The organism is Nocardioides fonticola, from assembly GCF_039536805.1.
GTDB lineage: Bacteria > Actinomycetota > Actinomycetes > Propionibacteriales > Nocardioidaceae > Nocardioides > Nocardioides fonticola.
Window position 1 is genome coordinate 174,703 of record NZ_BAAAZH010000028.1, and the last position, 22,859, is coordinate 197,561.

The following is a 22,859-nucleotide window of genomic DNA, read 5'->3' on the forward strand; positions in this document are numbered from 1 at the left end:
GGGACGCTCCGTCGCGTCCCCGGTGCCGAGGAACCTAGGAAGTGCCGATTTCCATTTACTACCAAATGGAATTAAATCGGTGTTACGACGCGATCCCCGCGATCGCCGCCGGGACGGCGTCCTCCCCGCCGACGACCTCGAACTGCACGCCGACGGTGCGATCGTCGTCGAGAACGGCGGCGACGACCGCCGCCACGTCGTCGCGGGTGATGTCGGCGCGCTCCACCCGCTCGGCGGCCCGGACCCGGCCGGTGCCGGGATCGTCGGTCAGCCGCCCGGGGCGGACGATGGTCCAGGCCAAGTCAGAGGCGCGCAGCGCGGCGTCGGCGTCCCGCTTCGCCTCGACGTAGGCCCGCCACACCTCGTCGGTGTCGTCGGGGAGCGGGGCGTCGACGTTGATCGCCGAGATCTGCACGAAGCGGCCGATGCCGGCCTGCGCCGCCGCCTCCTGCGACCGCACCGAGGCGCCGAGGTCGACGGTGCGCTTGCGCTCGATGTTGCCGTCGGGACCGCCCCCCGCGGCGAAGACGACGGCGTCGCAGCCCTCGAACGCCCGCGCGTAGGCGTCGACGTCGTCCTGCTCGAGATCGAGCAGGCGGACCTCTGCGCCGACCGCGCTCAGCTCCTCGGCGTAGGCGGGATTGCGCACCAATGCCACCGGGACGTGCCCGGCCTGGACGAGGAGGGGGTGCAGACGACGGGCCACCTGACCGTGGCCCCCGACGATCGCGATACGTGCCATGCCCTCGACGCTACGGGCGGACGGCGTCGATGCGTCACCCCTTCGCCAGGGACGCCAGCACCTCGGTGAGTCGATCGACCGGCGAGGCCAGGTTGAGGCGCTCGGCGAGCTCGCCCACCCGGTCGGGTGCCACCGGAGCGGCCGGGAGCAGGCCGACATCGCGGGGCACGGCGAGGTCGCGGCGCACCGCGACGACCTGCGGGGCGACCGCGAGGTAGTCGAGGGAGGCCTTGATCTTGCCGCGCGGACCCGGTGCGAGATCGGAGGCGGGATCATGGGCGGCCTCGATGAGGGTGGGGATGTCGCCGAAGCGCTGCAGCAGGGTGGCCGCGGTCTTCTCGCCGACCCCCGGGACGCCCGGGAGGCCGTCGGAGGTGTCGCCGCGCAAGGTGGCGAAGTCGGCGTACTGGGCGGCGCCGACTCCGTACTTCTCGCGCACCCAGGCATCGTCGACCCGTTCGTGGCGTCCCACGCCGCGGGCCGTGTAGAGCACCCGGACGCCCAGCTCGTCGTCGACCAGCTGGAAGAGGTCGCGGTCGCCGGTGACGATGTCGACCGGCATGGCGGCGTCGGTGGCCAGGGTGCCGATGACGTCGTCCGCCTCGGCCTCGGGTGCGCCCACGATCGCGATGCCGACGGCGTCTAGCACCTCGCGGATCAGGGGCACCTGGACGCCGAGCGGGTCGGGCACCTCCTCGACGTCGGCCGCGCCGGCGACCTCCTCGATCACCCGGTGGGCCTTGTAGCTCGGCACGAGGTCGACGCGCCACTGCGGACGCCAGTCGTCGTCCCAGCAGCAGACGAGATGGGTCGGGCGGTAGTCGGCGGCGAGCCGGGCGATGAAGTCCAGCAGGCCGCGCACGGCGTTGACCGGGGTCCCGTCGGGAGCCTCGATGCTGGGCACGCCGAAGAACGCACGGAAGTACAGCGAGGCGGTGTCGAGGAGCATCAGGCGCTGGTCACGGCCGGTCATGGGCCGCAGTCAACCAGACCGACCCGACGCCGCCGTCCGCGGAACCGGACGCCTCCCGGGCGCGCCGCCCGCTAGCCTGACGAGCGTGAGCGACGTGGAGAGCACCGATCGACGGATCCTGGAGCTGCTGGCCGCCGACGGTCGCATGTCCTACACCGATCTGGGCAAGGCCACCGGGCTCTCGACCTCGGCGGTGCACCAGCGGGTGAAGCGGTTGGAGCAGCGCGGACTGATCCTCGGCTACGGCGCGACGATCAACCACGCGGAGATCGGGCTGCCGCTGACCGCCTTCATCGCGATCCGGCCCATCGATCCCTCCCAGCCCGACGACTGCCCCGAGCGGCTCGAGCACATCACCGAGATCGAGTCGTGCTGGTCGGTCGCAGGCGACGAGTCCTACCTGCTGAAGGTGCGCTCGACGACGCCGCAGGACCTCGAGCGCCTGCTCGCACGCATCCGCGCCGCGGCGAACGTCTCGACCCGCACCATCATCGTGCTCTCCACCTACTACGAGAACCGGGCCGTCACCGGACCCTGAGCGAGCCGTCCCGGTCACTGAGGTGCGAGCGAAGCGAGCCCACCCCGGTCACTGAGGTGCGAGCGGAGCGAGCCTCGAAGTGACTGCACCCGAGGGGCAGCCGGTAGCGGTCGGCGTCCGAGTGCGGGGGTTTCGAGGCCCTCGCCCAGGGGCTCGGGCACCTCAACCACCGACGGCTCGGGCACCTCAACCACCGGACTGGATCAGTACGCCTGGAGGGCCGCCGTGCGACGCGAGGCCTCGGCCGCGGCTGCGGCGTCGAGGTTGAGGTCGAGGCGGCCCGGCAGGGCACCGTGCTCGTCGGCCCACCACGCGCGTCCCGCCTCGGGGAGGGTGTGGATCGGGTCGTAGTAGGCGTAGGTGCGCGAGAGCGCGTCGGCGTCGCCGGACTCGATCGAGGTGCGGTAGTTCTTGGTCCAGTAGGAGATGCCGCGCTCGTGGTCGTAGTCGGCGAGCTGCTGCACCCAGCGCTTGCCGACGAACGGGACGTCGCAGACGATGCGCGGCGTCGCGAAGCCCGGCAGGTAGCCCATGATGTGGTGCTGGAGCCGCTGGGCGTCGGCGACGGAGATCCGCCAGTGCTCGGCGAAGGGGATCATGTCGCAGAGGTAGAAGTAGTACGGCATGATCCGGGCCTCGTCGAGGAGCCGGAAGCACAGGTCGAGCAGCGCGTGCGGGTCGGCGTTGACGCCGTTGAGCAGCACACCCTGGTTGCGGACGTCGCGCACGCCGGCGTCGAGCAGGCCGCCGGCCGCCTTCGCCACCAGCGGCGTCACCGACTGGGCGTGGTTGGCGTGGGTGTGCACCGCCAGGGAGACCCCGCGCGAGCGGGCGAGCTGGGCGACGCGGCCCACGCCGTCGACGACCTCGCCCTGCAGCCAGTGCTGCGGCAGCCCGATGAGCGCCTTGGTGGCCAGGCGGATGTCCCGGATGTTCTCGATCGCCAGCAGCTCGGTGAGGAACGCCTCCAGCCGCGGCCACGGCATGTTGGCGACGTCGCCGCCGGAGACCACGACGTCGCGCACCTGCGGTGAACGGCGCAGGTAGTCGAGCATGTCGGCGAGTCGGTCGTTCGGCTTGGCGACGAACTTCAGCTTCTCGATCGTCGGCGTCGAGGTGCCGACGAGGTCCATGCGGGTGCAGTGCCCGCAGTACTGGGGACACGTCGGCAGGAGCTCCGCGAGCACCTTGGTGGGGTAGCGGTGGGTGAGGCCCTCGGTCGCCCACATCTCGTGCTCGTGCAGCGAGTCGCGCGCGGCGAACGGGTGCGAGGCCCAGTCGGTGCGCCGGTCGGAGAGCACCGGGAGCATGTAGACGCGGATCGGGTCGGCGTAGAAGGCGTCGGTCCAGGCACCCGCTGCACCGGGGACGACGTAGGGGACCATCGTGTTGAGCATCTGCGGCGGCACGAGCATCGACATCGTCGCCCGCTCGTTCTGGTCGCGCTCGAGATCGGCGAAGAACCGGTCGTCGACCTGGTCGCCGAGGACCTCGCGGAGCTGACGCACGTTCTTCACGCAGTGCGAGCGCTGCCACTGGGCCGACTCCCACTCGGCGGCGGTGACATCGCGCCAGCCGGGGAAGCGGGTCCAGTCGGGCTCGACGAGCTCGTGGCGACGGTACGGGTAGGGCTGACCGGTCGCGTCTTCGACCAGGCGGGCGATGGACGTCTCGATGCTCATGGCAGGACCATAGCCGAAGAACTTACGGAATATTGACTCTTGCGCGGGAAATCCTTGCGTTCAGATCGGAATGGAGGCCAGGGCCTCGCGGACGGCGGGGTGGTCGGCGCCGCAGCCGTACCGCTGTTCCAGGACGCCGAGCACGACCTCGCGGGTCGGCGGGAGTCCGGCGCCCGTCAGGTCGCTGGCCATCAGTCGCAGGTGCGGCGCGTGACCGTCCTCGTGCGGCGGGCGGTAGTGGTGCACCGGCAGCAGGACGCCGCCGTTGCGCTCGTAGAAGCCGATGCGGCGTCGGTCGAGGTCGGCCTCGGCCGCGGCGATGCCCGGCTCGTCGGGATCCTCGACGTCCCACGCGAGCACGCTGCGACCCTCGCTGCGCAGGAGGTCGCACAGCCAGGTGAACATCCGCGAACCGACGCCGTCGCCGCGCGTGCCGGCGGCGAAGTACCGCAGGAAGGTCCACCCCGAGCCGAGGCCGGCGTCCCCGAAGTCCCGCACCAGAGCGAGCCCGAGGAGGGGAGCGTCGTGCGCGCCGGAGACGAAGCCGAGCATCCGGTCGACCAGCAGATCGTCGAAGGGTGCCGAGAGCGCCTCGGGGAAGCTCGCGGCGTAGATCTCCCGCATCCGCGCCTCCTGGGTCGCGGTGAGCGCCGCGTAGGGCACGTACCGATCGCTCACGCGCTCCACACCTCCTCGCCCCCGATCCACGTCGAGCGGACGCCGATCGCGCCGATGGCCTCGGGGTCGACGGTCGCCGGGTCGGCGTCGAGGACGACCAGATCGGCCAGCTTGCCGGGCGCCAGGCTGCCACGGTCGGCCTCCTGGTGGGAGGCGTGGGCGGACCCGAAGGTGTAGGCCACGAGCGCCTCCAGGCCGGTCATCGCCTCCGCCGGCCCGAGCGGTTCCCCGGACGCCGTCCGCCGGTTCACCAGGTCGTGGATGCCCAGCAGCGGAGCCCCGTCGACGACCGGTCGGTCGGAGCTGCCGGGGACGACGATGCCGGCGTCGAGCAGCGAGCGGCCCCGGTAGGCCCATGCCGAGCGGTGCGGACCGAGCGCGCGCACCATCCCGTCGCCGATCTCGCTGACGAACCGACCCTGGGGCACCGGCGTGACGCCGAGGGCGGCGCAGCGCGCCACCTGGTCGGGGCGGGCGACGCCGAAGTGCTCGATGCGGTGCCGTGGGTCACGTCGGGGCCAGCGCCGTTGGGCCTCCTCGTAGGCGTCGAGCACGAGGTCGATCGCGGCGTCCCCGATGGCGTGGGTGGCGACCTGCCAACCAGCGCGGTGCGCGTCGAGGATCCGCTGCCGCAGCGCGTCGGCGTCGTCCTGGAGGTAGCCGCGCACACCGGGGGTGTCGGCGAAGTCCTCGGTCATCGCGCAGGTGTGCCCGATGAGCGATCCGTCGGAGAAGATCTTGACCGCGCCGATGCGCAGCCGGTCGTCGCCCCACCCGGTGCGCAGGCCCAGGTCGAGACCGAGCGGCAGGTCGTCGTCGGGATGCGCCGGGACGGCGTGCAGCGCGTCGGCGGCCACCATCAGCTCGGCCCGCACGCGCAGCGCCCCGCGGGCGCGCGCCTCCTGGTAGGCGACGAGCTCGACCGGGCTCTTGCCGATCCACCCGCCACCGATGCCCGCCTCCACCATCGAGGTGATGCCCTGGGAGCGGTAGACGGCGTCGGCACGGCCGATCGCGTCGGCCAGCTCGGTGACCGGATAGGGGAGCACGAGGGGGGAGAGCAGCTGCTGCGCCTGCTCCTGCAGCAGCCCGGTGGGTCGGCCGGCGTCGTCGACCACGACCAGGCCGCCGGGCACCTCGCGGGCCGCGTCGGCCAGGCCGAGCTCCGCCAGCACCCGGCTGCTGACCACGCACATGTGCCCGGAGGTGTGCTTGAGCCAGATCCGGCGCCCGGGGGCGATCCGGTCGAGCTCGTCGCGGCTCGGATGGCCACCGGTCTTGTTCTCGTCGTATCCGGCGCCGACGATCCAGGCGTCGGGTTCGTCGGCGGTCTCCCTCGCACGGCGCGCCACCGCCTCGTACAGCTCGGCGAGGCTGCCGGCCCGCAGGTCGACCTCGCCGAGGGTCAGCCCGAACCACGCCATGTGGTTGTGGGCGTCGTGGAAGCCCGGCACCACCACCGATCCACCGAGGTCGACGGTCCGATGCGCGGCGACGTCGTCGTCGACGGCGACGATGCGGTCGCGCCAGATCGCCAGGGACGACGCCGTCCCGGCGCGGCCGGGGCCTTCGAGCGTGCGGAAGGTGGCGCCGGTGAGCAGCAGGTCGGCCTTCACGCCCGGCCGCCCAGCACCTCGGCGCGCACGGTCGCCTTCTCCACGCGCTGGGACGCCGTGAGCGGCAGGTCGTCGCGGAACTGCCAGCGGCTCGGCACCTTGAACGGCGCCAGCCGGTCGGCGCACCACGCCCGCAGGTCGGCCTCGTCGGCCTCGGGTGCCACGACGACCGCCATCACCTCCTCGCCGCGCAGCTCGTCGGGAACGCCGATGACGGCGGCGAGCCGGACCGCGGGATGGGCGAGGAGCACCTCCTCGACCTCCTGCGCGGCGATGTTCTCCCCGGAGCGGCGGATCATGTCCTTGAGGCGGCCGACGAGGTAGACCCGGCCGTGGTCGTCGATGCGCGCGAGGTCGCCGGTGGGGAACCACCCGTCGGTGTCGAAGGGGGAGGGCAGGCCGAGGTAGCCCTCCATCATCCCGGGGCCGCGCAGCCACAGCTGCCCGGCGTCGTCGAGCCGGATGCGGCGGTGGGCGGCCGGGCGGCCCAGGCAGCCCGAACCGACGAGCTCGTCGTGCTCCTCCTCGCCGACGCGGATGTCGGCGCCGGTCTCGGTCATCCCGAACGCCTCGAACCACGGCACACCCCAGCGCCGCTCCAGATCGGCGTGGAGCGCCGGCGGGATCGCCGAGCACTGGATCGCCCGGACCCGGTGGTCGAGGTCGCGCTCGGAGGGCGGCATCGCGTACAGCAGGGCCGGCATCGAGGCCAGGCAGTAGAAGTACGTGACCTCGTGGCGGCGCACGGCGTCCCAGAAGGTCGAGGGGTGGAACCCGTCGAGGACGACGACGCGGGCGCCGGCGAGCAGCGCCGTGACCAGGTTCCACTGCGGGTCGATGTAGTGGAAGGGCTGCGCGGTCAGCAGGACGTCGTCGGGGCGGATGCGCGGGAACTCCTCGACCAGCGAGCCGGCCAACGTCGTCCAGTAGGTGTGGGTGAGCACGCAGCCCTTGGGGCGCCCGGTCGTGCCGGAGGTGTACTGGAGGTTGACCACCGCATCGGGCCCGACCGCGACGGCCGGGTGCTCGAGGTGGCGGTGCTCGGCGAGGTCGGCGGGCGTGATGACCTCGACGGCCGCCAGCACCTCGGCGTGCTCGGGCCATGCCACCGCGAGGCGGCAGCCGGCGTCCTCGAGCACGTGCCCGGCGTCGGTCGCGCGATAGCGGACGTTGAGCGGCACCATGGCCGCGCCGAGCCGCATGAGCGCGAACCAGACGAGCGGGAACTCGACGTGGTTGCCGAGCATCACCCCGACCCGGTCGCCGGGGCCGACACCGCGGGCGGCCAGCGCCGAGGCGAGGCGCCGGGTCTCGGCCTCGATCTCGCCGAAGGTCAGGTGGGTGGTGCCCTCGGCACCCCGGTCGAAGGTCCAGGCGGTCTGCTCGGTCCAGAGGCGGGCGGCGCGGTCGAGCAGGCCGACGAGCGTGGGCTCAGGCACGGGTGAACGCCTCCAGTGCGGCCGCGCCCTCACCGGACAGCGAGGTGAGGACGGCGTGGTCGACCTCGCGTCCCATGGCCTCCTCGACGCTGGCGTCGAGGCCCTGGTCGAGCACCTGCTTGGCGAGGGAGACCGCGAGCGGGGGGCGTGCGGCGATCGTGCGGGCGAGTTCGTGGGCGAGTTCCTCGTGCCCCTCGGCGGGCGCCACCCGGGCGATCATCCCGAGCGCGTGGGCCTGCTCGGCGCCGACGTACTCGCCGAGCAGCAGGAGCTCCTTGGCCTTCGCCCAGCCGACGAGGGCGGGCAGGAAGCGGCTGATGCCGCCGGTGACCGAGAGCCCGACACTGACCTCGGGGAAGCCGAAGGTGGCGCCGGGGTCGGCCACGACGACGTCGCAGGCGAGCGCGAACTCGCAGCCGGCGCCGAGGGCGTAGCCGTGGACGGCCGCGATCACCGGTGCGGGGGAGCGGCGGATCAGCCGGGTCACCTCCTGGATCTCCTCCAGGCGGGCGCGGGTCTCCAGCACCGTCTCGACGGCCGGCGGCTCCTTGAGGTCGTGCCCGGCGCAGAAGGCCCGGCCGCGGCCGGCGAGGACGACGGCACGGGCGCCGTCGTCGAGGGAACGCTGCAGGGCCGTGACGAGACCGCGGGTCAGCTCGGTGTCGACGGCGTTGAGGCGGTGGGGGCGCGCGAGGTGGATGCTCGCGACGGTCCCGTCGTAGGCGTAGTCGACGCTCACGGGTGCTCCTCGGCTACTCTGATGGGTGTCGATCGATCGATCGATAGACGACGGTAGCAGGAGGACGACGGTGCCGGTGCCCCCGACAGCCAGCACGGCCCCCGCCGAGGAGCGCGTGCGCGAGGCCGCGCTCGACCTCTTCGCCGCACGGGGTTACCACGGCACGGGCATCCGCCAGCTCGCCGAGCACGCCGGGCTGAGCTCCGCCTCGCTCTACCACTACATGGGCACCAAGGAGGACCTCCTCGTCGCCATCATGCGCACCTGCCTCGAGCGGCTCATCGCCGACGCCGAGGCGGTGGTGACCGCGAGAGCCGATCCCGAGGAGCGGCTGGCCGAGCTCATCCGGATGCACGTGCGCGCCCACGCCGAGCGTCCCCGCGAGACCCGCGTCGTCGATGGCGAGGTCGAGGTGCTGGGTGCGGCCGCCCGAGCCGAGGTCATCACGCTGCGCGACCGCTACGAGAGCATCTGGCAGTCGGTGGTCGAGGATGTGCTCACCGCGATCGGGGCGCCGGCGGGGGAGGACGCCCGGCTCGCCCGGCGGGCCCTGCTCGAGATGTGCTCCGGCGTCGCCCGGTGGTATCGACCGGACGGCCGCTCCCCCCTCGAGGACGTCGCCGACCGGTACGCCGTCCTCGGTCTGCGCCTGGTGGGCGTGCCCCATCCGTCCCATCCGTCCCACTGATCGGCACGGCGCGGGCGACACGCCGACGCGCCGTGAAATCGCCTGAGAATCTCCGATGAACAGCAGGGGCCCTCTGACCTGCGATTTCTTGCGTTTCCGCAGGTCAGAGCGGAGTTGACACCCTCCTGGGTGAGCGGACAAGGTGTGCCGTCCGCCCATGCAGATCGTGGCCGGCGAACCGACGTCCGAGTGGCCGTGTCGGAGGGTGTGGTGCCAGGCACCTGTCCGACACTGTTCGCGGAGGTCGGTTCGCACCGCGAGGGCGGCCGCGGAAGGACCCCGGTCCCCCTAGACAACAGGCCGACCCCGGCAGCCGGTCGGATCGAGGCCTGGACCGAAGGGTTTCGGGGTCCTTCCGACGCTCTGCCTCCGCCCGGCACGTCGCGGTCGATCCTCGGCCGCCGACCCCCTCCCGGTAGGTTGAGGGCGTGGTGCGACGGGCCGCCTGGGCATGCAGCGCCGGCCTGGCCCTCTCGACGGCCTACGAGCCGATCGCGCTGCCCTGGGTGCTGCCGGTCGCGGTGGCGGCGTTCCTGGTGTGCCTGGACGGCGTCCCGGTGCGTCGGGCCTGGATCCCCGGGCTCGCCTTCGGCGTCGGCTTCTACTTCACCCACATCTACTGGATGAAGCAGTCGCTCGGGATCGCGCCGTGGGTGGCGCTGGCCGGCGTGGAGGCGCTGTTCTACGCGCTGTTCGCCACGGCGGCGGCGGCCTTCCTCGGACGCCGCCTGTGGCCGCTGTGGGTCGCTGCCTCCTGGGTGACGATGGAGGTCTGGCGCAGCCAGTGGCCTTTCAGCGGCATGCCGTGGGGACGCCTGTCCTTCGCGGTGGTCGACACCCCGGCGCAATGGGCGCTGCCGTACGTGGGGATGGTCGGGGTGTCGTTCCTGCTGGCGCTGATCGCGGCGCTGCTCGCCTGGCTGGTGCGCACCCGCGGTGCGCGCTGGCACGGCGCGGCGGCGCTGGTGCTCGTGACCGCGGCACTGCTGGCCCCGACGCTGCATCGCGAGCGGCTGCCCACGATCGGCCAGGTCACCGTCGCCGCGGTGCAGGGCGACGTGCCCGGCCCGGGTAACGACATCCTCTACGACTACCGCCAGGTGACCCGCAACCACGTCGACGCCACCGTCGAGCTCGCCGATCGCGTGGCGGCGGGGCAGGCTCCGGCGCCCGACCTGGTCGTGTGGCCGGAGAACTCCACGGCCGTCGACCCGTTCGCCGACGAGGAGACCCGCAGCGGGATCGAGCGCGCGGTGGCCGCCATCGGCGTCCCGGTGATGGTCGGCGCGATCGTCGACGACGGTCCCGACTACGCGCTCAACCAGGGCATCGTGTGGAACCCGAGCACCGGGCCGGGCGACCGGTACACGAAGCGCCACCCGGTGCCGTACGGGGAGTACATCCCCTTCCGTCAGTACCTCGACCTGAACTTCGGTCAGCTCGCCCAGATCACCCGCGACATGCGCGCGGGCACCCGCTCGACGCCGTTGCGGGTCGCCGGCGTGCCGGTCGCCGACGCGATCTGCTTCGACATCGCCTACGACGACGGCATCCGCGACCAGATGCTCGGCGGCGCCCAGCTGCTCACGGTGCAGACGAGCAACGCCACCTTCATCTTCACCCACCAGACCGACCAGCAGTTCGCGATGACCCGCCTGCGCGCCATCGAGACGGGCAAGTGGACCGTGGTCGCCTCCACGAACGGCATCAGCGGGATCATCGCGCCCGACGGCACGGTGGTCGACCGGGCGGCCAAGCGCACGACCGACGTCCTGCTCGACCGGGTGGCGCTGACCGACGGCGTGACTCCGGGGGTGCGCTGGGGCCGCACGATCGGACGAACGTGCATCGGCGCGACGCTGTGGGGTCTCGTGCTCGTCACCCTCACGTATCGTCGTGCCCGCAGGGTGCGCAGTCACGCACCTGCGACAGAAGAGGGAACGACGTGAGTATCGACGGACTGGGCCGGGCCGTGATGGTGATCCCGACCTACAACGAGGCCGAGAACCTCGCCTGGATCGTGGGGCGCCTGCGCACCGCGGTGCCCGAGGTCGACGTCCTCATCGTCGACGACGGGTCACCGGACGGCACCGGTGTGCTGGCCGACGAGCTGGCCGCCGCCGATCCCGCCGTCGCGGTCCTCCACCGCTCCGAGAAGGCCGGCCTCGGCGCCGCCTACCTGCACGGCTTCCGCCACGCGCTCGACGCCGGCTACGACGTGATCGGCGAGATGGACGCCGACGGCTCGCACCAGCCCGAGCAGCTCCACCGCCTCATCACCGCGCTCGCCGAGGCCGACCTGGTCATCGGCTCCCGGTACGTGCCGGGAGGTTCGGTCGTGAACTGGCCGCTGAACCGTCGCCTGCTCTCCCGCGGGGGCAACCTCTACGTCCGGCTGCTCCTGGGCATCGACGTGCGCGACGCCACCGCCGGCTACCGGCTCTTCCGGCGCAGCACGCTGGAGAAGATCGATCTCTCGACCGTCATCTCGGCCGGCTACGTCTTCCAGACCGATCTCGTCACGCGCACGTTGCGGGCCGGCCTGACCGTGCGCGAGGTGCCGATCGAGTTCATCGAGCGCGAGCGCGGCGACTCCAAGATGAGCGGCGCCGTGGCCACGGAGTCGCTGCGTCTGGTCACCCGCTGGGGCCTGGCCGAGCGCCGGGCCGCCTGGCGCCGCCGCCGGGGCGCCGAGACGCTGCCCCCGATCGGCACCGGGGTGCGCTGAGATGGCCTCCCGCGGGCGCCGGTTCGCCTCGATCCTGGTCCTGGCCTTCATCGTGGTGCCGGTCGTGGAGATCTACGTGATCATCCAGGTCGGCCAGGTCATCGGGGCGTGGTGGACCGTGGTCCTGCTCGTGGCCGACAGCCTCGCGGGCTCCTGGCTGGTCCGCCGGGAGGGACGACGGGCCTGGCGTGCGCTGCGCACCGCCCTCGACTCGGGCCGCATGCCGGCCACCGAGCTGGCCGACGGGGCGCTGATCCTCATCGGCGGCACCCTCATGCTCACCCCGGGGTTCGTCACCGACATCGCGGCTGCGCTGATGATCCTGCCGCTGACCCGGCCGCTGTTCCGCGGGCTGCTCGCCCGGTTCGTGGCCGCCCGCCTGGTCGTCGTGGGACCCGGACATGCGACTCGCCCCGGTCCCAACGATGCGGTGGTCCGGGGCGAGGTCGTCGACGAGTGACCGGCGAGCCGGTCGGGCATCGGGGCTGATCAGCCCGCGACGCGCTTCTTCGCGTTGGCGCGGTGGAGGTGGGCCGGGCCGATCTCGCCGCCGCGCAGCAGCTCGAGGCGCTCCTTGAGGATGTCCTCCAGCTCCTTCTCCGAGCGGCGCTCGAGGAGCATGTCCCAGTGGGTGCGAGCGGGCTTCTCGACCTTCTGCTCCGGCTCGATGCCGGAGGTGCTCAGAGCCTCGACGCCACACCGGGGGCATTCCCAGATGGCCGGGATCTCGGCCTCGACCGACATCGTGATCTCGAACTCGTGGCCCTGCGGGCACTTGTAACCGACCTGCTGACGCGCCGCGAACTCGATGCCGCGTTCGTCCTCGAAGCTCTGGCCGCCGAGTCGCGCTCCACGCAACGTGCGCTCCGCCATTGGGGCACCTCCAGTCTCTGCTTTCCCCCACTGATTCGGCACGGGCCCGGATGGGGATTGCCCTCGGGGTTCCACGCCGTCGAAGTGATCAACGGTACTGAGGGGGCGAAGATTCCGACAAACGACGAACGGGTGGTCTCCCTGGCCCGTTTCACAGCCGTCTCTCAGGCTGACGGGGGAGCGGAGCCGGGATCGGACCCCGGAACGACGGGTGTACCTGCGGCCTCGGCGATGCCCCGTTCGACGTCGAGGCGGGTCAGCACCAGGCCGCCGAGGACGAAGAAGACGATGAGGGCCAGGATCGAGGGCCGGTAGGAGCCGGTGAGCTGGAAGACGACGCCGAACAGGAGCGTCCCGAACCACGAGGTACCCCGCTCGCAGGCGTTGTAGAGGGCGAAGTACTCGCCCTCGCGGCCGGTCGGGATGAGCTGGCTGAAGAACGAGCGGGAGAGCGCCTGCGTGCCGCCCATCACCACCCCGATCGCGGTGCCGACCAGCAGGAAGGGGACGACGCTGCGCTCGGGGAGCACGAGGGCGGCGAGCACGATCGCCATCCAGGCGACCGTGCCCCACAGCAGACTGCGGTAGGCCCCGTGGCGTGCCGCCAGCCGGCCGAACAGCAGCGCACCGCCGAAGGCGACGAACTGGATGAGCAGGATGGTCGCGATGAGCACCGAGTCGCTGAAGCCGAGCTGCTTGGACCCGTAGGTCGACGCGCTCGCGACGACGGTCTGGATGCCGTCGTTGTAGAAGAGGTAGGCCACCAGGAACGTCAGGGTCATCGGATAGCGCGGCAGCTCGCGCAGGGTCCGGGCGAGCTGGCCGAAGCTGGCGCGCCAGAGGCCGGCGTCCGCCGGGGCGCGGGCGGGAGCAGTCGTTCGCGCGGCGTCCAGGCTCCGCAGGCCCCGGTAGGGGATCACGGTGAAGGCCGCCCACCACACGACGGCCGAGAGCAGCGAGACCCGGACCGCCATCTCCTTCGAGAGCCCGAAGGTGTCGTGGCCGAGCACCACGACGAGGTTGACGAGCAGGAGCAGTCCGCCGCCGAGGTAGCCCCAGGCCCAGCCGCGCGAGGAGACCCGGTCGCGGTCGTCGGGGTCGGCGATGTCGACGAGGATCGCGTAGTAGCTCACCAGCGAGCAACCCGCGAGGATGCTGCTGAGGACGATCGCGAACGCGCCGATCTGCCATTGGTCGTCGCGCAGCCAGAAGAGCAGCGACCCGCACGCGGCGCCGGCCCACGCGAAGCCGGCCATGTGGCGTCGCTTGTGGGGGGAGCGGTCGACGAGCACGCCCACCACCGGGAGCACCACCGCGCTGGCGATGGTCGCGAAGCTGGTCAGGTAGCTGGGCAGCGACCCCGCCGCCAGGTGCAGGCCGAACAGCGAGACGGTGCGCGAACAGGTGTCGTCGGCATCGACGCAGCCGGCCGCACGACCCGCCACCGTGATCATGTACGGCGCGAAGAGCACCGTCAGCACGGTCGTGTAGAACGCCGAGTTCGCCCAGTCGTACCAATACCAGGAGCGTTGGACGGCGGTGTCGCGCCGAGCCGGCGCGGCGGCGTCCGCGGTCATGCCGACCACCAGCGGCCGCGCTCGATCAGGACGTCGCGGAGCAGGTCGGTGCGGTCGGTCATGATGCCGTCGACGCCCAGATCGAGCAGTTGGTGCATCTCGGCGGGATCGTCGATGGTCCACACGTGCACGTGCAGGCCCGCGTCGTGGGCCCGGCGCACGAGGCGGTCGGTGACGACCTCGACCCGGCGTCCGTGGAACAGGTGGTGGTGCGGCACCTGGAGCGCGGCGACGCGACCGCGCAGGAGCGAGCGGCCCACCCGCAGGGTCGGCGCCGTGACGAAGGCGGCCACCTCACCGGGATGGGCGGAGGTGGGGATCGCGCCCCGCGTCAGCTGACGGAAGCGTCCGAGACGCCGGGGGGAGAACGCGCCGACCATGACCCGCTCGCCCAGCTCGCGATCGAGGAGGAACCGCGCCAGCGGACCGGTCGCCCCCTCGGCCTTGATGTCGATGTTGAACTGCACGTCGGGGAAGGCCTCGACCAGCTCGGCGAGTGTGGGCACCGGCTCCCGGCCGCCGACGCGGGCCGCACGGATCGCGGCCAGCGGAAGGTCGGCCAGGGCGCCCGAACCGTCGGTCACGCGATCGAGCCGCGTGTCGTGGAACGCGACGAGCTCGCCGTCCGCGCTGAGGTGCACGTCGGTCTCGAACCAGCGGTAGCCCAGTCCGTAGGCGTGCCGGAACGCGTGCAGCGTGTTCTCCAGGCCCCGGATCTCGGGGTGCTCGGCCCCGCCGCGGTGTGCGAACGCGAGCACGGATCCGGGCTGTTCGTGCACCCGGTCGAGGTAGCGATGGCCGGTGACCGGCGAGGTCGTCACCTGACCGAGTATCGACCGCGGCGACCTCAGATGTCGCGGAAGGTCTCGATCGACGCGCCGAGGGTGTTGAGGCGCTCGGCGAGGTCTTCGTAGCCGCGGTGGATGACGTAGGTGGAGCGCAGCACGCTGGTGCCCTTCGAGGCCAGCATCGCCAGCAGGATGACCACTGCCGGACGCAGGGCCGGCGGACACACGATCTCGGTGCCCGAGAAGTGGGTCGGCCCCTCGATCATCACGCGGTGCGGGTCGAGCAGCTTGACCGCGGCGCCGAGCTTGGTGAGCTCGGTGAGGTAGATGGCCCGGTTCTCATAGACCCAGTCGTGCAGCAGCGTCTGCCCGGTGGCGACGGCGGCGATGACGGCGAAGAACGGCAGGTTGTCGATGTTGAGGCCGGGGAACGGCATCGGGTGGATCTTGTCGTGCGGGGCCACCAGGTCGCTGGGATGGGTCGTGATGTCGACCAGCCGCGTGTGCCCGTTGCGCGCGAGGTACTCCTCGGACTGGGTGTAGCGGAAACCCATCTCGGCCAGCGTGGCCAGCTCGATCTCGAGGAACTCGATGGGCGCTCGGGTGATGGTGATCTCCGAACGGGTGACGATCGCGGCGGCCAGCAGCGACATCGCCTCGATGGGGTCCTCGGCGGGCGCGTAGTCGACGTCGACGTCGATCTCGGCGCAGCCGGTGACCGTGAGGGTGGTGGTGCCGATGCCCTCGACGCTCACACCGAGCTTCTGGAGGTAGAAGCAGAGGTCCTGGACCATGTAGTTCGACGAGGCGTTGCGGATGATCGTGGTGCCCGGATGCAGGGCCGCGGCCATGAGCGCGTTCTCGGTGACCGTGTCGCCGCGCTCGGTGAGCACGATCGGGCGGGTCGGCTCGATCGCGCGGTTCACCTGGGCGTGGTAGCTGCCCTCGGTGGCCTTGACCTCCAGACCGAAGGGCCGCAGAGCGGACATGTGCGGCTCGACCGTGCGGGTGCCGAGGTTGCAGCCGCCCGCATAGGGCAGCTCGAAGGTCTCGGCGCGGTGCAGCAGCGGACCGAGGAACATGATCACCGAGCGGGTGCGCCGGGCGGCGTCCTCGTCGATGGCGTCGAGGCGCAGCTCCTTCGGCGGGATGATCTCCAGGTCGTTCTCGGCGTTGAGCCAGCGGGTGGTCACGCCGAGACTCCCCAGCACCTCGAGCAGCCGGTTGACCTCCTCGATGCGCGCGACCTTGCGCAGGGTGGTGCGGCCCCGGTTGAGCAGGGAGGCGCAGAGCAGGGCGACGCCGGCGTTCTTGGAGGTCTTGACCTCGATCGTGCCGGACAGGGTGGTCGGGCCGGTGATGCGCAAGTGGGTCGGGCCGGCGCCGAGGGCGACGATCTCGGAGTCGAGCGCGGCGCCGATGCGCGCCAGCATCTCCAGGGACAGGTTCTGCTGCCCCTTCTCGATGCGGTTGATCGCGCTCTGGCTGGTGCCGAGCCGCTCGGCCAGCTGGTGCTGGGTGAGTCCGCGATGCTTGCGGGCGTCGCGGATGAGATGGCCGATGCGCCCCTTGTAGCCCTCCGTCATGTCGATCACGGTAACTCATATATGAGATACGGCAAGACATCGTCGGCCGGGCGCGTCGGCGTCCCACCCGGGGGAGTGAGGGTCCGCTCGGCGGACCGCCCCGTGCGGCCCGGCGGGCGGCCCGTGGGAGCATCGGCGCATGCGCGCCACCACCCTCCACGCCGCCCAGGACATCCGGTTCACCGAGGTCGACGACCCCCGCATCGAGAAGCCCACCGACGCCATCGTCAAGGTGACGGCGGCCTGCATCTGCGGCTCGGACCTGTGGCCCTACCGCGGGGAGAACCCGATCACGCCCGGTCAGACCATCGGTCACGAATGCCTCGGGGTGATCGAGGAGGTGGGCTCCGAGGTCAGCGGGTTCCGGGCCGGCGACCTCGTCGTGGTGCCCTTCGACCACTGCGACAACACCTGCGCCCACTGCCGGGCCGGGATGCAGGCCGGGTGCATGAACCTCGGCTTCACCCAGAGCGGTCAGGCCGAGTACACGCGGGTCAACCAGGCTGACGGCAGCCTCGTCGCGCTCCCGGTCGACCACGACCCCGCGCTGCTGCCGGCGCTGCTCACGCTCTCCGACGTCATGCCCACCGGCTGGCACGCCGCCGTGTCGGCCGGGGTGCGCCCGGGCTCGACCGCGGTCGTGATCGGCGACGGTGCGGTCGGGCTGTGCGGCGTCCTGGCCGCCGCGACCATCGGCGCCGAGCGCATCATCGCGATGTCGCGCCACGAGCCGCGTCAGGAGATCGCGCGGCGCTTCGGGGCGACCCACATCGTCGCCGAGCGCGGCGCCGAGGCGCTGGCCGCGGTCATGGAGATCACCGACGGCATCGGCGCGGACGCCGTCTTGGAGTGCGTGGGCACCGACCAGTCGATGAAGACCGCCTTCGACGTCGCCCGACCCGGATCGATGGTCGGGTTCGTCGGGGTGCCGCACGGCGTCGAGCTGCCGGTGCGCACCATGTTCGGGCGCAATGTGGGCCTGGCGGGCGGCATGGCGCCGGTGCGGCGCTACCTGCCGGAGCTGCTCGAGCTGGTGCTGGCCGGACGGATCGACCCCGGCCCGGTCTTCGACCTCACGCTGCCGCTCGAGGAGGTCGCCGAGGGCTACCGGGCGATGGACGAGCGGCGCGCCATCAAGGTGCTGCTGCAGCCCTGAGGCCGGTCACGGCCCGCTGATCGACGCGCGGGCGCGCGAGGGGTGGTTCAGGCGACGCGGGCGGAGCCGGCGCCGGCGACCGGCGGGCAGTCGCAGCCGTCGCCGCAGGCGAGGTAGATGTGGATCGCGTGCCCGCACTTCTGGCAGGGCCGGTCGTGCGACAGGTGCTCATGTCGCTCGTCGGGTCGTTCGACGGTGTCCCACATGGGAGTCTCCTCTCGGGTCCCTCGACCGTACGGACGTTGCGGCGCCGGCCTGAGCAGAACTCCACAGGACTGCCGGGACGACCCGGGGGGCGTAGTCCGCTCGGGCTATGCGTGGCGCGCGCTCCGACCCATCGGGGTGGCGCCTCCCGACCCGGGCCGGGTGCCTAGGCTGCGGGCATGCCGACTCGGAAGCAGTTGACGACCTTCACCGACGACGACCCGCCGGCGGGTGCCGACCCGTGGGTTCCGGGCCAGCATCCCGAACCGCCCCCTGAGGTCGTCGCCTACGACCCGGCCTGGCCGGCGGTGTACGCCGACCTCGAGGCGCGGATCCGTGCCGTGCTCGGCGCCCGTGTGCTCGAGATCCACCATGTCGGTTCCACCTCGGTGCCGGGGTTGGCAGCCAAACCTGTTATCGACATCGACCTGATCGTGGCCGACCCCGACGCCGAGGACGCCTACATCCCGCCGCTCGTGGCCGCAGGCTTCGTGCATCGCATCCGCGAACCCTGGTGGTGGGGCCACCGGATGCTGCGCCTCGACGACCCGCTCGTCCACCTCCACGTGTTCGACTTCACCAGTCCCGAGGCGGTGCGGCACCGGCTCTTCCGCGACTGGCTGCGCCAGCACCCCGACGATCGCGACCGCTACGCGGCTGCGAAGAACGAGGCGAGCGCGGCCTCGGCGGCGCTGGGGGAGCACGCCATGGAGTACAACGCGCGCAAGCAGGACGTCGTCCGCGAGATCTACGCGCGGCTCTTCGCTGCGACGGGGCTCACCGACTAGCGGGCCCGGTGGTCGAGGTGCGAGCGCAGCGAGCCGCTTCGGTGGTCGAGGTGCGAGCGCAGCGAGCCGCGAGACCCCCGCACCCGTGAGCCTTCCCGTACCGCAGGAGGGTTGTCCCACCGGGTCTCGCGGCTCCCCGCTGGCGCTCGTCGCACCTCGACCACCGGATTCAGCCGCCCAGCCGCCATCATGCCTCGCAGACCGGGCACCAGAAGAGCCGTCGGCCCACGTGGTCGGCATCGAGGATCTCGGTGCCGCACCGACGGCAGGGGAGGCCCGCCCGGCCGTAGACGTAGTGGGCGTCGACCCGGCGCGGACGGCCGTGGGGTCGCTCCCGGTCCTCCGGTTCGGTGGTGACGATGCGTCCGGCCCGGACGCCGTCCTCGAGCAGGCCGACCAGGTCGTCCCACATCGCGGCCGTCACCTCGCCGGGCAGGTCGCGGCCGGCCGCGAGGGGCGCGACGCCGTGCCGGAAGAGCACCTCGGCGCGGTAGACGTTGCCCACGCCGGCGATCACCTTCTGGTCCATCAGCAGGGTGGCGATCGGCGCGCGGCTGCGCGCCACCCGGGCGAGGAACGCCTCGACGTCAGCGTCCTTGCGCAGCGGATCCGGCCCGAGCCGGGACAGCAGCGCGTCACGCTCGGCGTCGACCATCAGCTCGCACGCGGTCGGGCCGCGCAGCTCCACCCAGGACCGTTCGCCGACCAGGCGCAGGCGCAGTGCGCCGCGGGGTTCGGGGGCCGGCAGTGCGCCGTCACGGAACTTCCCGAACAGCCCCAGGTGGATGTGCAGCCACCAGTCGTCGTAGCGGTGGAAGAGGTGCTTGCCCCACGCGTCGGTGCCCTCGAGACGGCGACCGTCGAGCTGGGCCGCGCCCTCGGCGAAACGCCCCTGGGGACTGCTGACCTCGACGACCTGACCGTGGAGGAGGCGGCGGTGGCGCCGGGCGAGGCGGTGGATCGTATGTCCTTCGGGCACGCCCCCGATGGTGACCGGTCGCCCCAACCCCGAGGTGCGCGTGAGCGTGGGCATCGATGGACGACCAGACCGGGTAAGGAACGCCGCGGGGTGGCCGATGGAGGAGGTGGGACACGGATCGTCCCAGCTCCCACCCCACTTCCACGAGGTCTGTCATGGATCGACGACTCCTGGCCGCGGCAGTGTTCGCCGCGACGATCGGCGCGACCGCCCTGCCCTCCCCGTCCGTCTCGACCTCGGTCGAGCAGGGGCCTGTCACGGCACTGCTCCCTCCGTCGTCGCCGTCGACGTCGACCCCGCTCCGGCCCTGGCCGGCGGCCGTGCTCCAGCATCGAGTGGACCCGGTGGAGGTGGCCGAGGAGGCCGTGCCCCGGCAGCGGGTCGGCGTGTCGCGGGCAGCCGCGATCGTCGACCCGCTGTTCCCGCTCTCGCGCACCTTCCAGCTGTCCTCGCGGCCGGATGCCCCGGTGACGATCTATCTCGACTTCGACGGCGCGACGGTGACGGGCACCTACTGGAACGACAAGTACCGCGGCGGCCGGACGATCCGCGCCCGGGCGTACGCCGACCCGAGCGACCGCGCGTCGTCCTTCAGCGATCTCGAGCGCGCCCAGATCCAGCGGATCTGGGCCGGTGTCGCAGCCGCCTACGCCCCGTGGGACGTCGACGTCACGACGGCGACCCCGCCGGCCTCGGACCTCGCACGTTCCTCGGCCGCCGACACCCGCTACGGCACCCACGTCGTCATCACCCCGCGCGACGTGCTCGACCCGTCGTGCAGGTGCGCCTCCGGGCGCGCCGAGATGGACCTCTGGTCGAGCACCGGCGTCGACAACCGCTACCTCTCGGTCGCCTGGGTGTTCTCCGACTACGGCTGGAACGTGCCCGACATCATCGCCGCGCTCGCCGCGCACGAGGTCGGCCACAACTTCGGCCTGTCCCACGACGGGGTGGAGAAGAACGGGTTCCGGCAGGAGTACTACGACGGCTCCGCGCCGTGGTCGCCGATCATGGGCTCGCCGTTCGCCCAGCCGCTGCACCAGTGGTCGGACGGTCGGTACCGCGGTGCGACCGAGCGGGAGGACGACCGCGCGATGATCAGCCGCTGGGCTCCGCCGGTCCCCGACGACCACGTCGACCGGATCGGGGACCTGCCCATCGGGTCGGACGGCCTCCCGGTCGCCGACCTCTCGACCGGCCTGCTGCAGCGCAGCGCTCGTCTCGACGGGCTCATCGGCGTCAGCAACCGTCGCGACGTCGACCTCGTCGTCCTGCGCGTGCGCCAGTCAGGCACGTACGACCTCTCGGTGACGCCGCTCGGTCAGGGCAGTGCACTCGACGTGGGACTCGGCGTCCTCGATGCCGCGGGCAGGGTGCTCACCGCAGCGGCGCCCCGAACGAGACGACTCGACAACGTGCGCGCCGAGGGGACCGATGCTTCCCTGCGGCTGAGCCTGCGGGCCGGCGTGTACGTGCTCCGGGTGCGCGGCACCGGTGAGGGCCGTCCTGCGCTCGGAGGTGAGGCGGCCTACGGCTCGATCGGCAGCTACCGGCTCCAGGTGGTCCGCACCGGACTGTGAGCCGCGCTCACCCCGTTGGCCTGGAAGGACGGCTGCGCGACCGCTAGAACGAGGGCATGGACACCCGCATCCTCGGCAACGGCACGGTCGGCACGGTGGAGGTCGGCGTCGTCGGTCTCGGCCTGATGACCTTCGACCAGACCGGTGCCCAGCCGCGCCAGCAGCTCCTCGACACCGTGACGACCGCGCTCGATGCGGGCGTGACGTTCTTCGACACCGCCGACGCCTACGGGCCGGGGGAGGAGAAGGGTGCCGAGGCGATGGGCGAGAACGAGCGGCTCATCGCCTCCCTGCTCGATGAGCTGGCCGTGCGCGACCAGGTCTTCCTGGCCACCAAGGCCGGCCACGTGCGCACCGACGGCGGCGGCTGGGCGCTCGACGGCCGTCCCGAGCACCTGAAGGCGGCCGTTCACGCGAGCCGCGAACGGCTCCGGGTCGAGACCATCGACCTGTGGCAGCACCACCGCCCCGACCCGGCCGTCCCCTACGAGGAGACGATCGGCGCTCTGAAGGAGGTGCACGACTCGGGGGCGGTGCGGATGGTCGGCCTGTCCAACGCGAACCCCGAGCAGATCCGGCTCGCCCACTCGATCCTCGGCGATGCGCTGGTGAGCGTGCAGAACCAGTTCTCGCCGGCCTTCCGCTCGAGCGCTCCCGAGATCGAGGTGTGCGCCGAGCTCGGTCTGATCTTCCTGCCGTGGAGCCCGTTGGGTGGGCTGGGCGACGCCAAGGGCCTGGGGGAGCAGCACCCTGCCTTCGCGGAGGTCGCCGCCGAGCGCGGCGTCTCCCCGCAGCAGGTGGCCCTCGCCTGGGAGATCGCGCAGTCGCCCTGCGTCGTCCCGATCCCGGGGGCGAAGCGGCCCTCCTCGATCCGCGACTCGGCAGCGGCCGCCGAGTTGGTGCTCACCGGCGAGGAGCTGGCGCGGCTGGCCTGAGACGAGGCTGGGGGAGTCGGGGTCGCAGGAGGTCGACGATCGGTCCGATCGTCAGGGCGACGAGCACCGTCCCCGGACCGACCGCTGCCCCGCACGCCCATCCGACCAGCGCGCCGCCGACCTGCAGCACGGTGTAGCTCCAGCCGAACGGCACCGGTGGGTCGAAGGCCTGACCCGCCGCCTCGGCAGGGCCGGCCCCGGCTTCGACGGCGAGGTAGCCCGCCACCCCGAGCGCGAGCACCGGCAGCGCCAGCGCCGCCAGCACGGCTCGGACGACGGCGTCCTCCGGCGTCGCCGCGGCGGCCAGCAGCGCCGAGACGGTCAGGCCGACCACGACCGGCTGGACGACGGTGCCCGGTCCCGGACGCACCCCGCGCGTCCAGGCCAGGGCGATGAGCACGACGCCCAGGCAGACGTTGACCGACCAGAACGGCAGACCGGAGGCGAGCGCGAGCCCGCTGACCAGGGTCGAGTACCCGTCCGAACCGAGCTCTGCCGTCAGCAGCAGCGCCACGCCCGCGCCCAGCACGACGCAGCTGAGGGTCAGTTGGAGGAGTGCACGCACCCCGG

General features: G+C 72.2%; 23 protein-coding genes. 9 read left to right on the forward strand and 14 right to left on the reverse strand.

Annotation, left to right across the window (positions count from 1 at the left end):
- Positions 1-82: 82 nt before the first annotated feature.
- Positions 83-742: an SDR family oxidoreductase gene (locus ABD671_RS18050; RefSeq protein WP_344734835.1), complete on the reverse strand. Its 660-nt coding sequence runs from the start codon at positions 740-742 to the stop codon at positions 83-85.
- A 34-nt stretch (positions 743-776) separates the two neighbouring features.
- On the reverse strand, positions 777-1,715 hold the full coding sequence (locus ABD671_RS18055) for a 5'-3' exonuclease (RefSeq protein WP_344734836.1): 939 nt from the start codon (positions 1,713-1,715) through the stop codon (positions 777-779).
- A gap of 85 nt (positions 1,716-1,800) precedes the next feature.
- Between ABD671_RS18055 and ABD671_RS18060 the strand changes: the two genes are divergently transcribed.
- Positions 1,801-2,253: an Lrp/AsnC family transcriptional regulator gene (locus tag ABD671_RS18060; RefSeq protein WP_425574932.1), complete on the forward strand. Its 453-nt coding sequence runs from the start codon at positions 1,801-1,803 to the stop codon at positions 2,251-2,253.
- Between the two features lie 203 nt (positions 2,254-2,456).
- On the opposite strand, the gene ABD671_RS18065 is transcribed toward ABD671_RS18060, so the two are convergent.
- From ABD671_RS18065 to ABD671_RS18085, 5 genes are read right to left on the reverse strand one after another with little or no spacing between them, the layout of a single operon-like run.
- A complete protein-coding gene (locus ABD671_RS18065) occupies positions 2,457-3,935 on the reverse strand; it encodes a KamA family radical SAM protein (RefSeq protein WP_344734837.1) in 1,479 nt (492 codons plus the stop codon).
- A gap of 60 nt (positions 3,936-3,995) precedes the next feature.
- A complete protein-coding gene (locus ABD671_RS18070; RefSeq protein WP_344734838.1) occupies positions 3,996-4,613 on the reverse strand; it encodes a hypothetical protein in 618 nt (205 codons plus the stop codon).
- A complete protein-coding gene (locus tag ABD671_RS18075) occupies positions 4,610-6,229 on the reverse strand; it encodes an amidohydrolase (RefSeq protein ID WP_344734839.1) in 1,620 nt (539 codons plus the stop codon). Before ABD671_RS18075 ends, ABD671_RS18070 begins: the two co-directional genes overlap by 4 nt.
- A complete protein-coding gene (locus ABD671_RS18080; RefSeq protein ID WP_344734840.1) occupies positions 6,226-7,668 on the reverse strand; it encodes an AMP-binding protein in 1,443 nt (480 codons plus the stop codon). The genes ABD671_RS18075 and ABD671_RS18080 overlap by 4 nt, the downstream gene beginning before the upstream one ends.
- A complete protein-coding gene (locus tag ABD671_RS18085) occupies positions 7,661-8,407 on the reverse strand; it encodes an enoyl-CoA hydratase/isomerase family protein (protein WP_344734841.1) in 747 nt (248 codons plus the stop codon). The genes ABD671_RS18080 and ABD671_RS18085 overlap by 8 nt, the downstream gene beginning before the upstream one ends.
- Before the next feature lie 70 nt (positions 8,408-8,477).
- On the opposite strand from ABD671_RS18085, the gene ABD671_RS18090 reads away from it, so the two are divergent.
- From ABD671_RS18090 to ABD671_RS18105, 4 genes are all read left to right on the forward strand, one after another.
- Positions 8,478-9,095 carry a TetR/AcrR family transcriptional regulator gene (locus tag ABD671_RS18090; RefSeq protein WP_344734842.1) on the forward strand — a complete coding sequence of 206 codons (618 nt, stop codon included), beginning with the start codon at positions 8,478-8,480 and terminating at the stop codon, positions 9,093-9,095.
- Between the two features lie 428 nt (positions 9,096-9,523).
- Positions 9,524-11,044, forward strand: coding sequence for an apolipoprotein N-acyltransferase (lnt, locus tag ABD671_RS18095; protein WP_344734844.1), 1,521 nt, complete (start codon positions 9,524-9,526; stop codon positions 11,042-11,044).
- 26 nt (positions 11,045-11,070) lie between these two features.
- Entirely contained in the window at positions 11,071-11,823 is a 753-nt protein-coding gene (locus tag ABD671_RS18100) for a polyprenol monophosphomannose synthase (RefSeq protein ID WP_344735029.1), read from the forward strand.
- A gap of 1 nt (position 11,824) precedes the next feature.
- Positions 11,825-12,283: an FxsA family protein gene (locus tag ABD671_RS18105; protein ID WP_344734845.1), complete on the forward strand. Its 459-nt coding sequence runs from the start codon at positions 11,825-11,827 to the stop codon at positions 12,281-12,283.
- A 29-nt stretch (positions 12,284-12,312) separates the two neighbouring features.
- Here the strand turns inward: ABD671_RS18105 and ABD671_RS18110 are convergent, their stop codons facing one another.
- The 4 genes from ABD671_RS18110 to ABD671_RS18125 all read right to left on the reverse strand — a co-directional run bounded on the left by ABD671_RS18110 (position 12,313) and on the right by ABD671_RS18125 (position 16,647).
- A complete protein-coding gene (locus tag ABD671_RS18110; protein ID WP_344734846.1) occupies positions 12,313-12,696 on the reverse strand; it encodes an RNA polymerase-binding protein RbpA in 384 nt (127 codons plus the stop codon).
- Positions 12,697-12,860: 164 nt separating this feature from the next.
- Positions 12,861-14,273 carry an MFS transporter gene (locus tag ABD671_RS18115; protein WP_344734848.1) on the reverse strand — a complete coding sequence of 471 codons (1,413 nt, stop codon included), beginning with the start codon at positions 14,271-14,273 and terminating at the stop codon, positions 12,861-12,863.
- Entirely contained in the window at positions 14,270-15,094 is an 825-nt protein-coding gene (locus ABD671_RS18120; RefSeq protein ID WP_344734849.1) for a glycerophosphodiester phosphodiesterase family protein, read from the reverse strand. The genes ABD671_RS18115 and ABD671_RS18120 overlap by 4 nt, the downstream gene beginning before the upstream one ends.
- 26 nt (positions 15,095-15,120) lie before the next feature.
- Complete coding sequence (locus tag ABD671_RS18125; RefSeq protein ID WP_344735030.1) at positions 15,121-16,647, reverse strand: helix-turn-helix domain-containing protein; 1,527 nt, start codon at positions 16,645-16,647, stop codon at positions 15,121-15,123.
- 139 nt (positions 16,648-16,786) lie between these two features.
- On the opposite strand from ABD671_RS18125, the gene ABD671_RS18130 reads away from it, so the two are divergent.
- Positions 16,787-17,803: a zinc-dependent alcohol dehydrogenase family protein gene (locus ABD671_RS18130; protein ID WP_344734850.1), complete on the forward strand. Its 1,017-nt coding sequence runs from the start codon at positions 16,787-16,789 to the stop codon at positions 17,801-17,803.
- 47 nt (positions 17,804-17,850) lie between these two features.
- Here ABD671_RS18130 and ABD671_RS18135 read toward each other — a convergent pair whose 3' ends face one another.
- Positions 17,851-18,009: a hypothetical protein gene (locus tag ABD671_RS18135; protein ID WP_344734851.1), complete on the reverse strand. Its 159-nt coding sequence runs from the start codon at positions 18,007-18,009 to the stop codon at positions 17,851-17,853.
- A gap of 177 nt (positions 18,010-18,186) precedes the next feature.
- Between ABD671_RS18135 and ABD671_RS18140 the strand changes: the two genes are divergently transcribed.
- The gene (locus tag ABD671_RS18140) at positions 18,187-18,795 is read left to right on the forward strand and encodes a GrpB family protein (protein ID WP_344734852.1); all 609 of its coding nucleotides are present in this window, start codon (positions 18,187-18,189) and stop codon (positions 18,793-18,795) included.
- Positions 18,796-18,982: 187 nt separating this feature from the next.
- Here the strand turns inward: ABD671_RS18140 and ABD671_RS18145 are convergent, their stop codons facing one another.
- Entirely contained in the window at positions 18,983-19,774 is a 792-nt protein-coding gene (locus tag ABD671_RS18145; protein ID WP_344734853.1) for an Fpg/Nei family DNA glycosylase, read from the reverse strand.
- 155 nt (positions 19,775-19,929) lie between these two features.
- Here ABD671_RS18145 and ABD671_RS18150 point away from each other — a divergent pair, with 155 nt between their 5' ends.
- Positions 19,930-21,354, forward strand: coding sequence for a zinc metalloprotease (locus ABD671_RS18150; protein WP_344734854.1), 1,425 nt, complete (start codon positions 19,930-19,932; stop codon positions 21,352-21,354).
- A gap of 56 nt (positions 21,355-21,410) precedes the next feature.
- Complete coding sequence (locus ABD671_RS18155) at positions 21,411-22,289, forward strand: aldo/keto reductase (protein WP_344734855.1); 879 nt, start codon at positions 21,411-21,413, stop codon at positions 22,287-22,289.
- Here the strand turns inward: ABD671_RS18155 and ABD671_RS18160 are convergent.
- A complete protein-coding gene (locus ABD671_RS18160) occupies positions 22,258-22,854 on the reverse strand; it encodes a DUF6198 family protein (protein ID WP_344734856.1) in 597 nt (198 codons plus the stop codon). The two genes, ABD671_RS18155 and ABD671_RS18160, sit on opposite strands and share 32 nt — an antisense overlap.
- Positions 22,855-22,859: the final 5 nt, after the last annotated feature.